Annotated in this window: 15 protein-coding genes; 5 read left to right on the top strand and 10 right to left on the bottom strand. The window is 46.4% G+C overall.

Annotated features, from left to right (window positions below; all coding sequences use genetic code 11):
* The first annotated feature begins 186 nt into the window (after positions 1-186).
* Positions 187-1,086: an NAD(P)/FAD-dependent oxidoreductase gene (locus tag RH061_RS22645; RefSeq protein ID WP_311073020.1), complete on the top strand. Its 900-nt coding sequence runs from the start codon at positions 187-189 to the stop codon at positions 1,084-1,086.
* Between the two features lie 263 nt (positions 1,087-1,349).
* On the opposite strand, the gene RH061_RS22640 is transcribed toward RH061_RS22645, so the two are convergent.
* Positions 1,350-2,885 carry an FAD-dependent oxidoreductase gene (locus RH061_RS22640; RefSeq protein WP_311073019.1) on the bottom strand — a complete coding sequence of 512 codons (1,536 nt, stop codon included), beginning with the start codon at positions 2,883-2,885 and terminating at the stop codon, positions 1,350-1,352.
* Positions 2,886-3,065: 180 nt separating this feature from the next.
* On the opposite strand from RH061_RS22640, the gene RH061_RS22635 reads away from it, so the two are divergent.
* Together RH061_RS22635 and ybaK are read left to right on the top strand one after the other, a co-directional pair.
* Positions 3,066-4,406, top strand: a complete 1,341-nt coding sequence (locus tag RH061_RS22635; RefSeq protein WP_311073018.1) for a UDP-glucose dehydrogenase family protein — start codon at positions 3,066-3,068, stop codon at positions 4,404-4,406.
* Between the two features lie 81 nt (positions 4,407-4,487).
* On the top strand, positions 4,488-4,976 hold the full coding sequence (ybaK, locus tag RH061_RS22630; RefSeq protein ID WP_311073017.1) for a Cys-tRNA(Pro) deacylase: 489 nt from the start codon (positions 4,488-4,490) through the stop codon (positions 4,974-4,976).
* 375 nt (positions 4,977-5,351) lie between these two features.
* Here the strand turns inward: ybaK and RH061_RS22625 are convergent, their stop codons facing one another.
* The 8 genes from RH061_RS22625 to RH061_RS22590 all read right to left on the bottom strand — a co-directional run bounded on the left by RH061_RS22625 (position 5,352) and on the right by RH061_RS22590 (position 12,276).
* Positions 5,352-6,086, bottom strand: a complete 735-nt coding sequence (locus RH061_RS22625; protein ID WP_311073016.1) for a hypothetical protein — start codon at positions 6,084-6,086, stop codon at positions 5,352-5,354.
* Between the two features lie 6 nt (positions 6,087-6,092).
* Positions 6,093-6,455 carry a FixH family protein gene (locus RH061_RS22620; RefSeq protein ID WP_311073015.1) on the bottom strand — a complete coding sequence of 121 codons (363 nt, stop codon included), beginning with the start codon at positions 6,453-6,455 and terminating at the stop codon, positions 6,093-6,095.
* Positions 6,452-7,123: an ABC transporter ATP-binding protein gene (locus tag RH061_RS22615; protein WP_311073014.1), complete on the bottom strand. Its 672-nt coding sequence runs from the start codon at positions 7,121-7,123 to the stop codon at positions 6,452-6,454. The genes RH061_RS22620 and RH061_RS22615 overlap by 4 nt, the downstream gene beginning before the upstream one ends.
* A complete protein-coding gene (locus RH061_RS22610; protein WP_311073013.1) occupies positions 7,120-7,917 on the bottom strand; it encodes an ABC transporter permease subunit in 798 nt (265 codons plus the stop codon). Before RH061_RS22610 ends, RH061_RS22615 begins: the two co-directional genes overlap by 4 nt.
* Complete coding sequence (gene nosD / locus RH061_RS22605; RefSeq protein ID WP_311073012.1) at positions 7,914-9,227, bottom strand: nitrous oxide reductase family maturation protein NosD; 1,314 nt, start codon at positions 9,225-9,227, stop codon at positions 7,914-7,916. Before nosD ends, RH061_RS22610 begins: the two co-directional genes overlap by 4 nt.
* Complete coding sequence (locus tag RH061_RS22600; RefSeq protein ID WP_311073011.1) at positions 9,224-9,787, bottom strand: hypothetical protein; 564 nt, start codon at positions 9,785-9,787, stop codon at positions 9,224-9,226. The genes nosD and RH061_RS22600 overlap by 4 nt, the downstream gene beginning before the upstream one ends.
* Positions 9,788-9,933: 146 nt before the next feature.
* The gene (gene nosZ, locus RH061_RS22595) at positions 9,934-11,808 is read right to left on the bottom strand and encodes a Sec-dependent nitrous-oxide reductase (protein WP_311073010.1); all 1,875 of its coding nucleotides are present in this window, start codon (positions 11,806-11,808) and stop codon (positions 9,934-9,936) included.
* A 21-nt stretch (positions 11,809-11,829) separates the two neighbouring features.
* Positions 11,830-12,276, bottom strand: a complete 447-nt coding sequence (locus RH061_RS22590; RefSeq protein ID WP_311073009.1) for a c-type cytochrome — start codon at positions 12,274-12,276, stop codon at positions 11,830-11,832.
* 343 nt (positions 12,277-12,619) lie between these two features.
* On the opposite strand from RH061_RS22590, the gene RH061_RS22585 reads away from it, so the two are divergent.
* Both RH061_RS22585 and RH061_RS22580 read left to right on the top strand, forming a co-directional pair.
* A complete protein-coding gene (locus tag RH061_RS22585) occupies positions 12,620-13,717 on the top strand; it encodes a PRK06851 family protein (protein ID WP_311073008.1) in 1,098 nt (365 codons plus the stop codon).
* Positions 13,718-13,770: 53 nt separating this feature from the next.
* Entirely contained in the window at positions 13,771-14,163 is a 393-nt protein-coding gene (locus RH061_RS22580) for a collagen-like protein (protein ID WP_311073007.1), read from the top strand.
* A 49-nt stretch (positions 14,164-14,212) separates the two neighbouring features.
* Here RH061_RS22580 and RH061_RS22575 read toward each other — a convergent pair whose 3' ends face one another.
* Entirely contained in the window at positions 14,213-15,574 is a 1,362-nt protein-coding gene (locus RH061_RS22575; RefSeq protein WP_311073006.1) for a YjiH family protein, read from the bottom strand.
* Between the last annotated feature and the right edge of the window lie 19 nt (positions 15,575-15,593).

Genomic DNA, 15,593 nt, shown 5'->3' with positions numbered 1-15,593 from the left:
ACCTCGCTTTCATTATAACTGATTTCATAGTGCTTAAGTAGTATTTTGAGTTGTTCGACAAAACTAGTGTTTATAGGAAAATTGAGAAAACTTCATGGGCATTTTCAATCAGTAATAAACCGGATTACACCACCTTCAAAAAGGGAAACATGCTATTATGACACTTTTAAAAGGCGGTGGATCGGTATGTATGATTGCCTTATAGTAGGAGGCGGAATTGCCGGGCTGCAGGCAGCGATTCAGCTCGGGCGGTATGATCATAATGTGATGGTTCTTGATGCAGGCGATGGACGGTCGGCGATTTGCCAGAGCTATCATAATATCCTTGGTTATCCAGATGGAGTAAGCGGGCCTTATTTAAGAGAAGTCGGCCGTAAGCAGGCTGCTCAATATGGTGTGGAATTCGTGATTGGCAAGGCTGAGAAAGCCCAGAGGATAGAGAATGGGTACGAAGTCCAGGCGGAGAGCGGCAGCACATACAAGGCGAAGACATTGCTGCTGGCCACTGGTGTTATGGATCGGATTCCTCCATTTCCCGAGTTGATGCCAACGCTTGGAATCAGCGTGTATATCTGTCCTGATTGCGATGGCCATGAAGTGAAAGATAAATCCACCATCGTGATGGGTTCGGGCAATCCTGGTGCGAACATGGCACTGACCCTTAATTATTTCACGAATGAACTCATCTATGTCAATCATGAGAACATAGAAGTGGATGAGGAAAAAATGACAGCTATGAAGGAAAAAGGCATTAAGTATGTTGAAGGGCCGATTGAAAAGGTTCTGGCAGACGGGCCTGACTTCAGGGGAGTTGTGCTAGCGAACGGTGAGGAGCTGACTTCGGAACGCGGCTTCATGGCCTTCGGCGGGAATGAAGTGAAATCACAGCTCGCACAACAGCTCGGCGTCGAGCTTCATAAAAATAAGCATGTACTAGTCGACCCGCGGACAAAAATGACAAATGTCGAGAACGTCTGGGCCGCAGGAGACATAGTCGCTCATTCAGAACAGACCACGATTGCCATGGGTGACGGCATGCAGGCCAGCATCTGGATTCATAAGACACTTTTGGCTGATCAAGGATAAAAAAACGAGGTTAGCAGCAAGTCGATGTTGGAACAGGTAATCCCGATTGGGAGAAAGATAATTTGGCCAGAAAAATTTTTGTAGGGGCGAGATAATCTTCGTTTAATGCAAGATAATCCTTGTTGGGGGCGAGATAATCCCCGTTTGGTTCAAGATAATCCCTGTTGGGAGCCAAATAATCCCCGTTGTAATCCCGGTTGAGGAATCCGTTTACCGCTGGACATAATAAAAGCCGCCACTCAGACATGAATGGCGGCTTCGTTTTATTCTAGATCAACTTTTTTCAGCGGCAGTTCGGCAGGGCCTTCAACGACATCTCCTTTGTAGGAGAAACGGGAGCCATGGCATGGGCAGTCCCATGTGCGTTCGCCGTTATTCCAGTTAAGCTCGCAGCCCATGTGGGTACAGGTGGTATCGACTACGTGCAGATGGCCGTTTTCATCTCGATATGCTCCAGCTCGTTTGCCGTTCACTGTTATGACAGCACCTTCTTCATTAACGAGGCTCTCTGGATTGGTCGAAGGCCGGTCCAGTTTCCCTTTGACCAATTCTTTCGCGACCAGCGCATTATCAGCAACGAATGTCGCCACATCTGGTTTTGCATGGAATCTTTGCGGCTCGAATAGGTCTACATACGGATTGTCTTTTCTGAGAACAAGATCGGACATCAGCAGAGCAGCATTGATGCCATTGCTCATCCCCCATTTTCTGTAGCCAGTTGCAACAAAGATGTTATCTGTGCTTGATGAGTATTTGCCGACAAAAGGAATTTTATCCAGGGTAGTCGGATCCTGCGCGCTCCAACGGAATGGAATTTCTTTTACGCCGAAGGTCTGAGCTGCAAATGCCTCGAGTGCCTCATAATACTGGTGCGTATTATCATCCTGTCCGGTGATATGGCTGTCTCCGCCAAACAGTACCAGTTTTTCGCCATTCCAGTCTGTATATCGCAGGGATCGTGACGGTGTCTCTGCATTGATGTACATGCCGCCAGGGAATTCCTTCTCTGTTTTTACGGCAAGCACATAAGAACGATTGACCTGCATCCTTGAAAAATAGAACCCTTTTAAATCGTAGAATGGGAAGTGCGTGCTAATGATGATCTGATTGCAGTGTACCTTGTGACCGTCTCTGGTCGTGACGACAGGCTCAGAGCCTTCTTCCATATCGACTGCGGTTGTATTTTCATATATCTGGCCGCCCATTTCGGTAAAACGCTCTACCAGATGTTTTAAAAATTTTAGCGGGTGGAACTGGGCCTGGTTCCTCATGACGACGGCTGCCAATGCCTCAACTGGAATCGGGACCTCTGATACATACTCACTTCCTGCGACGCCCAACTTCTCATAGGCCTTGAATTCCTTTAAAAGCTTTTCCATTTCCTTGTCTGAATTGGTGTATATATAAGCGTCTTCTTCGGTAAAATCGCAATCAATCTGCTGTTCTTTTACGAGATTTTTAACAAATTGCATCGCATCATAGTTGGCCTGATAGTATAGCCGTGCCTTTTCCTCACCAAAGTGGCTGATCAGCTCGTCATAAATGAGGCCGTGCTGTGCAGTCACCTTGGCTGTTGTATGTCCTGTTGTTCCATTCAATATGCTGCCTGCCTCAATTACGGCCACTTTCACTCCAGCCTTCGCCAATAGGTAGGCAGAAGTCAATCCAGTGATCCCGCCGCCAATGACAGCGACATCGACATTCATATTCTCCTGCAGCTTTGGAAATGAAGGCAACTCAGCGGTTTTTCGCCAGTAAGGTTCAGGAAACCGGGGCAGTTTTGAAGTATAATCGTTCATCAACAATCCTCCTTAAAAATCTTCATAATAACTAATTTTTCCTATATTAGTGAAAATCATGCTATTTTTCCTTTTACCCACTACAAATGTAGATAGACAAGTTTTTGCCAAATAGAGCGAATTTAAGAAGGAGAGAGCCACGACATGATAAAATGAGAGCATCAGAAATGGAGGGCCAATATGGAAATCACAATTTTTGGAACAGGCTATGTTGGCCTTGTTACCGGTGTTTGTTTCGCTGAAGCAGGCTATAATGTCACGTGTTTTGATATAGATGAACGTAAAATCACTGCTCTTTCCCAGGGGAGATGTCCAATTTATGAACCTGGTCTTGAAGAGATGCTCAAAAGGAATCTAGAGAACGGAAGGCTTCAGTTTACATACGATTCTAGATTGGCCAGTAAAAATGCAGATTATATTTTTATCGCTGTCGGGACACCCGAAAATGAGGACGGATCAGCGAACCTTGAATTCCTGGAGGATGCTGTCGATCAGATTGGAAAGTATCTGTCCAGGGATGCAGTCATCATTATAAAAAGTACAGTACCGGTAGGGACTAACCAGAGGATCTATCAGAAGCTTCAGGGAATTGTTCCCGATAATATCCAGGTGAAGGTCGTTTCGAACCCTGAGTTCCTGCGCGAGGGTTCGGGAATTCTTGATACCTTCCATGCAGATCGGATTGTCATCGGGGCAGATGACAATGAGGCGGGCCGTGCGGTGGCTGATTTATATAAACCTTTTGGACGTCCTATCCTGCAGACAGATGTCCGCAGCGCGGAGCTCATCAAGTATGCGTCAAATGCCTTCCTTGCGACGAAAATCAGCTTCATCAATGAAGTGGCCAACTTATGTGAGCACACAGGCGCAAATATTGAAGATGTGGCAAAGGGAATGGGCATGGACGTCCGGATTGGCAGCCAGTTTTTAAGAGCGGGAATTGGCTATGGCGGCTCCTGTTTTCCGAAGGATACGAAGGCACTGGAAAAACTGACGGAAGACTATGAGTATGACTTTAAGATCCTGCGCTCCGTCATCGAAGTGAACAGCAGGCAGAAACAGCAGTTGTTTGAGAAAGCCCGGGAATTGTTTGGAAATCTCCAGGGAAAAAGGGTGGCTGTGTTGGGGCTGGCATTCAAGCCGCACACGGATGACATTCGTGAGGCACCAGCTGTTGAGCTGATAGCCCGGCTGATTGAAGAACAAGCGGACATTTCCGTCTACGATCCGGCTGCTTCCGGCAATGCCGCAGACCTTTTTGGCAGCCGGCTCTATTACGCTGAGAATGTGGATGCTGCGATTAAAGGAGCAGACATCGTCTTCATCGTGACCGAGTGGCCGCAAATCACTCAATATGATTTGGAGCGTTTTTCGCTGCTTATGCGGGAGCCGGTTATTTTTGACGGAAGGAACTGCTATGACTTGGCCAATGCGGAATCAGCTGGCTTAACATATGTTTCTGTTGGCAGGAAAGCTGTTAATGTGAATCGGAATCTCGAGAACTCTAGACTTCGGGGATGAGCCTGTAGAGAACGTGATTGAATCGGCCACCTTCCCTAAGGTAAAATTATCCTAAATACCTTCAACTAAGGAGGAACCAGGATGGCTAAGGTTAAAACAAATGCAATGAGGATACTCGACACGCAGAAGGTGCCGTATGAGATCCTTACTTATGACTCGAAGGATGGCAAGATCGATGGCGTTGCTGTTGCAGGAAAAATTGGCCGCGATGCTTCACAGGTCTACAAGACTCTAGTGGCAGTAGGGGCAAGCAAGAGTTTATATGTGTTCATCATTCCGGTCGAAGCCGAGCTCGATCTGAAAAAGGGAGCGAAGGAAGCTGGCGAAAAGAAAGTGGAAATGCTCCCGGTAAAGGATATCCAGAAATTCACCGGCTATATCCGCGGCGGCTGTTCACCCATCGGCATGAAAAAGAACTATCCAACGTTTTTGGATGAAAGCGCCCAGGAGTTAGACACCATCATCGTCAGTGCAGGGAAGATCGGTTTCCAGGTCGAACTGGCACCAGACCAGTTGATCCAGGTGACCGAAGGGAAGTATGCCGACCTGGTTACGGGTAAAAGAGGGTAACTTTGCCCTGGTGGTTGGGACAGGTCTGAGAGGAAAAGTAGAAGGGCTGTCAAGAAAACCTCAGAATCGTGACAGGTTTGGGTAAGAAAGCGGAAAAGCTGTCAAGAAAACCTCAGAATCGTGACAGGTTTGGGTGTGAAAGCGGAAAAGCTGTCAAGAAAACCTCGTAATCATGACAGGTTTGGGTAAGAAAGCCGAAAAGCTGTCAAGAAAACGCAGTAATCGTGACAGGTTAGACTATAAAAACAGAAAAGCTGTCACGATAATTACTGAACCAGACAGGCCTATAAGGAAAAGCAGTCTAATTGTCCGAAAATCTATCCCTTTAAGAAATAAAACAGCCTCCGCGATAAGCGCAGGCTGTTTTCCTACAATCTATTCTCGCTCAGCTGCGTTGATTTTGATTTCGAGGCTGGCGATTTGTGATTGATACAGGTCTTCGTAGTTCTTGGCTGTGTCATAAGCGATCTCTTTTTCGGAAGCATTAGGCTTCTCTTTTACGACATCGGCCTTAAGGGTGTCGTAAATCTGCTGAGTGAGCAATCTTTCGGTGAAGTAGTTGTTCAGCCGGTTCTGGTATGCATCTGCTGGAAAGTCAGATACTAGCTGTGATGCCGCTTCATTCTGGGCGACTTTTACTTTGAACTCTTCGACCGTCTTGTTCACCTCGGCCGTCTCTACATCCAGTCCTTTTTCTCTGGCAAGCAGGTACATGGTGTGCTGTTCCATCATTTTTGATAGATTCACGTTGAAATTATCATGATACTTGAGCTGCTCATCCCAAAAGGAGAGCTTTTCCTTCAATTCTTCGCCTTCAAGGTTCTTTTCATCTGCAGCGCGATTGAGTTCGATATCGACCTTGTTCATCAACTGGTAAAATTGCAGATCCTCATAGCTGAGCACCTTGCCATTGATGGTGACGATTTTGTCATCGGCCTGAAATCCGTCCTTCGACATTGCCTTTGCGTTCTTCTCACTTGAACTGTCCCCAGCCACAGATTCTTGTTTCTGCTCACTTGAACTGCCATCAGCTTGTTTCTCCTGCTGGCACCCTCCTAGAATCAAAACGGCAGCCAGGAACATGAGCGTCAGTAGTGTTTTAAGTTTCATGCCTGATCATTCCTTTTCCACTTCGAATGTAATCACATGCTCAAAAGCAGATCCGTCTGATTCTCCTTCGATATTGACGATCCATTCTCCGCCCATCGGCAGTTCGACGCTGGATTCATAGATTCCATTTCCTTTATCCTCAAAATTGAGCTCAATGGTACCGTGGTCCATTTTGGCCATTTCAAGATAGGCAACGAAATCCAGTCCCGCAGCGGGCTTTCCATCCTGGAGAACCTCGATTACGACAGGATAAGTTTTGCCGGCCTTATACTTAGGGGCTTCCTTTAAATTGATCTCATAATCCGAACCTGAACTGCAGCCTGCTAAAAGAACCATCAGCAACATGAAGCCTGCGATTAATTTTTTCATTTGTAATCCGCTCCTTTTAAGTGTTCATTCAGGAATTCATCAACGGTATATTTTGTCATTTTGCCATCTTCCAGGAACACGACATGGCTGCAGATTTGCTTGATTTCATCCATATGGTGCGATGCCATCAAAATCGTCTTGCCGGACAGGGACTTCAAGATCTGCAATATTTCCTCACGGCCAAGGGGATCCAGTCCGCTAGTCGGTTCATCGAGGATCAGGACATCTGTATCGTAATAAAGCATGACGCAAAGCCCTAGTCGCTGGAGCATCCCCTTGGAATAGCCTTTCACCTGGTTATGGCGATCCTCCCATAATGAAACCATCTTCAGCTTTTCTTCAATTTTCTTCTCGTCGATCTCACCGGTTCCTAGTGATGCGAAGAAACGCATATTCTCTTCACCAGTCAGATGCGGGTAGAGGTGGAATTTTTCCGGGAGATAGGAAACGATTTTCTTCCAATCTCCTTTCGAATTTGGAAATCCTCCAAGAGTGATCGAGCCCTTTTTAACCGGCTGCAGACCGAGAATGGAACGGATCAGCGTCGACTTCCCGGCACCGTTCCGGCCGACAAGGGCGCAGTATTCATTTCTCTCAATCGTTAAACTAATATCCTTCAAGACTTGTTTGTTTTTATATGATTGTGAGAGATTCTTGATTTCAATCATGATTTTTCCCCCTTGCTGCGGAACAGGATCGAGAGCTCGAAGAACAGGATCATCCAGAAGGCCAGGTCAATCAAGAGAAACTTCCATGGTGCCATCCAGATCATTTTTTCCATCAGGCGTGACATATTGTTCAGCGAGAATAATCCAAGAGATGTCTCCAGGAAAAAGCGCAGAGTGTGCAGTGGGTCCAGGAAGTAGAGCCACGAGAACAGTTTGACATTTTCATAGGAAACAGATGGGACGTATTGTATAAAGGCCAGGTCGATCAGGAAAACGAACAGGAACCATGTAAAAATCGTTGCACCGATCAGCTGCATCTTCGTGTTCGTGATGTTTCCTAAAAACAATCCCAGTTGGTTGAAAATCAACAGCAGTACGACAACCGTCAAGAGAAAGTAAATGAAACTGGTTAATTGGAATTGCAGGAACCATTTCATCGCAATTGCGAGAACGAAGTACCAGCCGACAAAAACGCCGATGACGACGGTCTGGATGGCAATGGTTTTCTTCAGCATCAGGCTGCGGTTTGATTCTTTTTTCGTCAGCAGGATCATCGATGTCTTCAGTTCTTTTTCCTGGAAGATTGAAAAAGAAGAAATGAAGAGTGCAAAGATCGGTACCAGGTAAATATTCATGTCATAGAGCGAGAGAAGAAAGGCGTCAAATCCGAGTTCATCTGGATATGAGCGTGCTTCCATCAACAGGAAGATGGAAGTCAGCATGACCATGGCCAGGCCGAGCCAGAGGCCTTTCCCGCGTGACTGTTCAAGCCATTCCTTCCAAATGTAGTTCATGATAAACGACTCCTTCTCTTTTTGGTAAAAATCCATCCCGCAATTGCAATTGCCGGAATGAAAAGCAGCATCCACGGTGGGGATTCCTTCTCCTTTTCAATCAGCGGGAATTCATCCACGACCATCACTTTCTGGGTGCTTAAGGCTTCATTGATTTTTTCATAGATTTTGATGGCCGGGCTTTTTAAAAATAAATAGGCAAGCTCATTATCCTCTACCAGTTTGTAGAGGGAAGATCTATATTCAACAGGAGAGTCACCAATCTGGTTCTGGTCCAGGTCGAGTACAGAAAGTTCTGTGCCCCAGTAGTTGCCCATCCCGTTTTGATTCCATTGATTATAAGATTCCGCGCCAATCGTCAGGACATTGGCGATGTTTTGCTCAAAATGGTTTTTCGTGAATACCTGTGATGTCGACGTGGTCCATAACTCCACACCGATGTCATTGTGGAAAAACTTGTTTCCCTCAATCTTGTTCTGCGTGGACTGCTCCAGATAAATGCCGCGCTGGTTCAGGTAAAATTCATTGTCCAGTACGGTGTTGCTGGTGCTCGTCTGGATGATGAGCCCAAATGAACGGGACCCCTGGTTAAAGGAAAACTGGTTTTCCTTCAGCACGATGTTCTGGGAGTGCATGATTGCCGCACCGCCAGTGTTCTTATTGAAACGGTTTTTGTAAAAAGTATTATCGTTTGAGTACATATAGTGCAGGCCGTACCGTGTTTCACTTACATAATTGTTGCGAATTTCGTTTTTATCAGCGTATTCGACATAAATGCCGTCACGCGTCTTGGAAATCGTGCAATCTTCAATAAGGTTATTGGACGTGCGCACAAGCTGAATGCCATTTCCCTGGCTGCCCAGCTTTCCGGTGCCTTGCCCGGTGACTTTTACATTTTTTACGAGAGTGTGCTTTGAACTATTAATATAGAGACCATGGTAAACATCGTGGATAACTAGATTAATAAACTGGTTATGCTCTCCCATCGTGCGGATCCCCGAATATTCCTCGTCGGAGCTCCTGTTCAGGCTGCCGTTTTCGATGATTAAGTTCTTCAACGTGACATTGGAGGCTTTGACCAGGACAACATTCCCTTTGCCGTCGCCACGTATTGTTGTAGCTTTTTTGCCGATAATCGTAATCGGTTTCGTAATCTCAATATTGCCATCATATTGCTTGTTCTCTAAAATAAGCTCACCGTTCATTGGAGTTTCATCAATCAGCTGCTGCAGGGATACATCTGCCGAGACAGGCAGGGAGGATAAAATCCAGACGCCTATCCCAACAATTAAAATCAACAGCCTGTTCATTTGCGGCGCTCCAGCCAGAATGGCAGAAGTGTCAGCAGGAAGGCTGCGCCAAGCAGGAATGATCCTGTCGTGAAATAACTGTGTGTGACAAAGTTTGCAAGGATGTTCTCTCCAATAATCGGCGGTACGAATGGTTCTAACTCGATCGGTGCCTTAGGGTCAAGCTCGGTTCCGAATTTCGTAAGCCAGCGGTTCATGTCGTAAATGCCAAGAGCGCCTCCGACTACCAGCAGTCCGACCGGCACAAACAGAAGGCTTTTTCTTCTTAATAAAGCAATGATGATGAAGATGACCGCCAGCCCAATGATCAGGCCGGGAAGGTATTGGAGCTCCGGAAAGCTTTCATTGCTGAATTCAGCCATGCCGATGTAATGATTCAAGCCGTTGACGATATCGATATCGCCGTCAAGCGTGCTTGGATAGACGATGATATCAAGTCCTTCAGGGTATTGCGGTGCGAAAAATTTCATCCCCCACCAGGGGAATTTGATAGAGGCAAAAATCAATGCTGCAGCCCCGATTAGACTAGCCATAGAACCAGCAGATAATTTCTTTGCCATCTTGATCATCTCCTAAAAGAAATGCGCAAACGCCATTGCCAGAATGCAGGCGTTCAAGCTGTACCATTTCTAGATTTAACACTCAAAAAGGGAGAAAGGGTATCGGCTGAAAACTCAATACCCTTTTCCATATTCATTTTTTCAGGTTATTTCGGTTCAACTAACAGATAGCCGCTCATTTCCTGGTGAAGGGCAGAGCAGAAGTTTGTGCAGTAAATTGGGAATGTACCAGCTTTTTCAGCGGTAAATTCGATTGTGCTCGTCTGGCCAGGCTGGACTTCGTAGTTCAGGTCGTGGTCCATGATGCCGAAGCCGTGGGTGATATCCTGGTCAAGGTCGATGTTTGTCAGGTGGATGATGACCTTGTCGCCCTGGTTGACTTTGATTTCATCCGGGCGCTTCGCTTTTGCATCGAAGACGAACTTGGAACGCATGGCGATACCGTATACATGGACTTCATTGCCTTTCCGTTCGATGCGGGTGTCTTCCTGCTTCCAGACGGAGTGCTCACGTTTTTCATCTTTTTCGTAAATCTTGATTGTCTTGATCTTGTCGCGATGAATCGTCTGCGCATAGTGCGGTTCTGGATCAACCGGAGCCGTGTATGTCAGGGACATCTTGTCACCGGAGATATCGATCAATTCCATTGATTCAGGATGTGAAGGTCCAACAGATAAGAAATTGTCCTTCGCGATTTTATTTAAGGAAACAATCCATTTGCCATCTGGAGAAGCAGTGTCACCCTCAGTGGCAGTTGAGTGTCCTGGTGAATAGTGGACAGGTGTACGGTCTAAAATTTCGCCAGTATCGATTTTCCATTTGACAATTTCAGATGAAATGAACATTGTATTGTACGCATTGCCTCTGTCGTCAAATTGAGTGTGAAGCGGCCCTAATGCTCCTGGAGGATCGACTTCACGTTCTACAATCTTGTCATAAGGCAGGACCGGAATTCCGAATTTTTCTGTTTCGAAGTCGCCGGATTTGATTGCTTCAAATGCTTTTTCGAAAGAGAAGACAGTCATTAACGGTGCAAGCTTACCAGACGCGATGAAGCGTGTTCCGTCCGGAGTGACGTCAACGCCGTGCGGTGACTTCGCTACAGGTACTGCATAAATTGATCCCTTGTGTTTGCGAGGGTCAATCATTTTTGCGCCATTGACTTCCTCATATTCACCAGCTGCCACTTTCTTCTCAAGCTCTTTCCAGTTAAGAAGGACGATGTAGTCTCGGTCATTTTGTGATGCATTGATTTCGTTATTGGTCGTCGCGAATTCTGTGTTGTAAGTCGTCATGACAATCCAGTCGCCAGACACCTTTTTACCAGCGTCAGAAAGGTCATAGGACCATGGCGGAAGCATGATTTGGTAAGACATATCGAGCTTCTTTTTTTCCTGGTCGAATGTCACCATGGATACGACACCTTTGTATTTCTCCTCAAATTCATCGAGTGGAGCATACTCTTTTCCAATCGGCACCGAGAAGCGGGTAGGCATGACGATGTATTCCGTATTCTGAGTGACGAAAGTACCTGCGTGCGGTCCGCCCATGTTTGGCATTTCCATGATGTCTGCTGTATGGAAGTTGCTTAAGTCGACAACCCCGATCCGGTTGTTGGCAACGTCATTGGCAAACACGAATTTGCCATCATATTCACCATTTGTCTCAGAAATGGCCGGGTGGTGGAAATCACCCCATGTATAGCCGCCAAGCATTTCTTTCGTCTTCGTGTCAAAGCCATATCCTGTTGCAGGATCTGGAGAGAATACAGGCACAGTACGGATCTTCCTCATTGAAGGCAGTCCGTAAACAAATAGCTGGCCTGAGTGGCCGCCTGATGAAAGCATGTAATACTCGTCTAGCTCGCCATAAGGAACATACACTTTTTCAGCATTAGACTTGTTTGCGTTGTTGTCATTGCTTGCTGTCCCTTTAGGCCCTGTTGAAAAATCAGCAAAAAATACCGTCGCCGCCATGAAGCCGGCTAGCAGCCCGGAAGCTGCGGGAACCCATTTTTTCATTAACACTGCACCACCTTTGGTTTATTTTTCAGACGCTTCCTTCAAAATTTCTACAACTTGCTTTATTTCTTCCTCCGTCAGCGGGTTGCCGCCGATTACGCCGGACATGACTGCTGAGGTAGGTTCTTTAAGGAATTCTTCAACTGGTTTGCCGTGTTTGCCTTCCACATTGGTGAAGGCATCGGAAAGATCTGGACCTGTTGCTCCGCCTGTAAGATTCAAGGCTTCTACAGAGTGGCAGCCAAGGCAGCCTTTTGTTTGAAGGATATTCTCCTCACCAGCGGCAGCGGAAGTAGTATCAGCCGACTCTTTTTCTTCCTTGGCAGGAGCTTCACTACTCGAAGGCTCATTGACAGCTGTGACTTCTTTTTCCTGGCCGTCGCTTGCAGGAATGACATCGAAGGCTATATAACCAATTCCGAGTCCAAGAACAGCACTGATGATGAAATGGATAATAGGTTTATTCACTTTTTTCCCCCCTTGATTGTTTTCCAGGGTTCATTCCGCAAACGGTAAAAAATAAGCATTCTAAGTTCAACCGTATGACGAAGCGAACCTTTCACACTTACATCCTAACTTTTTGGTAAAAACAGAAGTGTGATGTACTGCACACATATTTGTGTTTATTGTGAATGATTTGTGAAAGCACTGTGATGGGATGTGAAGAACATCACTTGCCCGGGAAATAGTTTTCAAATTAGACAAAAATAGAGTGGGACCTGGGCAATCACCCAGAACAAATTCCCTGCATATAGTAGGGAGGAAGCGAAAACTTTCCGTTTTTACGAACGGTTGGAGGGAGTGCGAATCTATGTCAGGGAAAATCCTGAACTTTTTTGCCGGCGGCAACACGGCCCGCGGTTTTTACAGTTTATACGATTCCAGTTTGCAGGACTTGTCCCGGTTATTCATATTGAAGGGCGGACCAGGAACAGGGAAATCATCGCTCATGAAAAAAATCGGCAATGAATGGCGTGAAAAAGGCTATGATGTTCAATTCCTGCATTGTTCATCAGACAATAAATCAATCGATGGTGTGTTAATTCCTAAATTGAATGCCGGAATCGTTGACGGAACGGCTCCACATGTCATCGAACCGAAAGCACCTGGAGCGGTTGAGGAGTACGTTAATCTTGGAGAAGCGTGGAATTCCGCCAAACTCCAGGAGCATAAGGAAACCATCCTGCAGCTCAGTAAAAAAATCAGTGGAGCATTCAATTCTGCTTACAGCCTATTTGCGGAAGCGCTGAGAATTCATGACGAGTGGGAAAAAATCTACATCGAAAATATGGACTTCGATAAGGCGAATGAGCTGACAAACAGATTAATGGATCAGTTCTTCGGAGACAGTACATCTTCAGAAGGAAGCGGCCGGGTTTACGACCGATTCCTGGGTGCGGCCACTCCGGTTGGTGCAGTCGACTTTGTTCCCAACCTGACCGAGACAGTCGGCAAGAGGTACTTTATCAAAGGCCGGCCAGGGTCTGGAAAGTCGACGATGCTGAAAAAATTGGCTGCGGAAGCACAGTCACGCGGATATGATGTTGAAGTCTATCATTGCGGCTTCGATCCGCACAGCCTGGACATGGTCATCGTCCGCGAGCTCGACTTCGCGATTTTTGACAGCACGGCGCCACATGAATATTTCCCGGAAAGAGAATCGGATGAAATCATTGATATGTATACAGAGTTGATCACTCCTGGTACCGATGAAAAATACGAAGCAGAGATCAAGGATGTTGGCGGAAGGTATAAAGCGAAGATGAACGAAGCCATCGCCTCACTGGCCCACGCAAAAGAACTTCGCGACCAGTTGGAGGCCATCTACATCGAAGCCATGGATTTTGCGAAGGTAGACGAAATAACGAGCCAGCTTCAAAAAGAAATCGAAAGTCTGGGTGCCAACTAGCACCGAATTGGGCGTTTTGCATACATTACAGGGAAAACATCTAGAGAGGGGATATGAGTTTGTACTTTAATAACTTCAACCCATATGCACAAAATCAGCAATTTGATAATGATTATGACTTTTACCAGCAGGAAGATATGAGGACATTTGGATTCCCAGGGGGTCCCGGAAGTGCACCAGGCGGAGGCCAGGCAGGAGGGCCGCCAACCACACCGCCGCCGGCTTACGTGCCACAGGAACAGATGACAGCCTTTGCAGTCGATCCTGGCGGAATCAGGAGATGTATGTACCGCTTTACCTACATCTGGCTGATCGATGGCAGAAGCTTCTGGTTCTATCCAATCTTCCTCGGCCGCAACTCAATTGCCGGCTGGAGATGGAGCCGCCGCCGCGGATGGGTTTACTACGGCACGGACCTGAGACAAATCCGGTCATTCCAGTGCTAGAGAAAACAAATGGAGCCCCTTACAACAGGGGCTCCATTTTACGATTATCTTAAAAAATAATATGAGCAACCAAAACGATGATTGGCAATGTAACAAGCGTGCGCTGTAAGAAGATAATGAACAATTCCCCGAAGCTGACAGGGATTTTGGATCCTAGCAGCAAACCGCCAACCTCAGACATATAGATAAGCTGTGTGACGGATACGGACGCAATGATGAATCTTGTCATCGGGCTTGCGATATCCGCACCGATTACCGAAGGAAGGAACATGTCCGCAAAACCGACGATCAATGTCTCGGAAGCAGCCTTAGCCTCAGGTACCTGCATCAGCTCCAACAACGGAATGAAAGGCATACCAAGCCATTGGAAAACCGGTGTGTATTCAGCGACAATCAGCGCCAGTGTACCAAGCGCCATGACGATTGGCGCAACTCCCATCCACATATCAAGGATATTGCGGATTCCGGCAAGGAAGAAATCTTTCAAGCTTTTATTGCTGCTTGCCTTTTCGACAGCCTGTGCCATACCCCAGGAAAAAGGAGTATAGCCATCTGGGATATTTTCCTCATCATAGTCGTTGTTCTGCTCCACATAGTACGTATCCTGTTTCCTGGAAAGAGGCGGGATTCGCGGAAGGATGACGGCTGCAATCACACCAGCCAGTGTCACAGTCAAATAGAAAGGCACAAACATTTTAGCAAGGCCGACCTGTGAGATGACGACAAGGCTGAAAGTGATGGAAACAACAGAGAACGTCGTCCCGATGACAGCCGCTTCTCTCTTCGTGTAGTATCCTTCTTCATATTGCTTGCTTGTCAGGAGAACCCCAATCGTACCATCACCAAGCCATGAAGTGAGAGTATCAATTGAAGAACGGCCAGGCAATGTGAAAATAGGGCGCATGATCTTGGCCATCAAGGTTCCGAATAATTCAAGAAGGCCGAAGTTCAGCAATAATGGCAGGAATAATCCCGCAAACAGAAACACAGAGAAAAGGATTGGCAAAAGGTCATTGAGCAGCAGGCCGCCTGTGTTGGCTGACCAGACTGCTTCCGGTCCTAATTGAAATAAGGTCATTACTGCGAAAATAGCCCCTAAAATCCGGGCAATAAGCCAGATTGTCGGTACATCAAATAATGATTTCAAGAAATGATTGCGATTTAAGATTTCAGGTCTGACTGTTTTAATCAATAAAGTTCCAATTAAAGTAAGGACAATAATGACAGTCATGATTGCAGGAAGAGTGCCGCCAAGCAGCTCCTGGAGCCATCCAGAAAGAACAGCAATCGGTATCGTGATTTCTCCATCATAGGAGATTGGTAACATAAAGAAAAAGATTCCTATTAACGAGGGAATGATAAATGCTAAAAAGTCCCCCGTAGATCTAGTTTTACGCAATGGTTTTTCCAAAATGATTTCACCCTTAGAA

It is taken from the genome of Mesobacillus jeotgali (genome assembly GCF_031759225.1).
GTDB lineage: Bacteria > Bacillota > Bacilli > Bacillales > Cytobacillaceae > Mesobacillus > Mesobacillus jeotgali_B.
The sequence above is the reverse complement of the archived record's forward strand: the minus strand, read 5'-3'. Positions and strand labels throughout refer to the sequence as shown.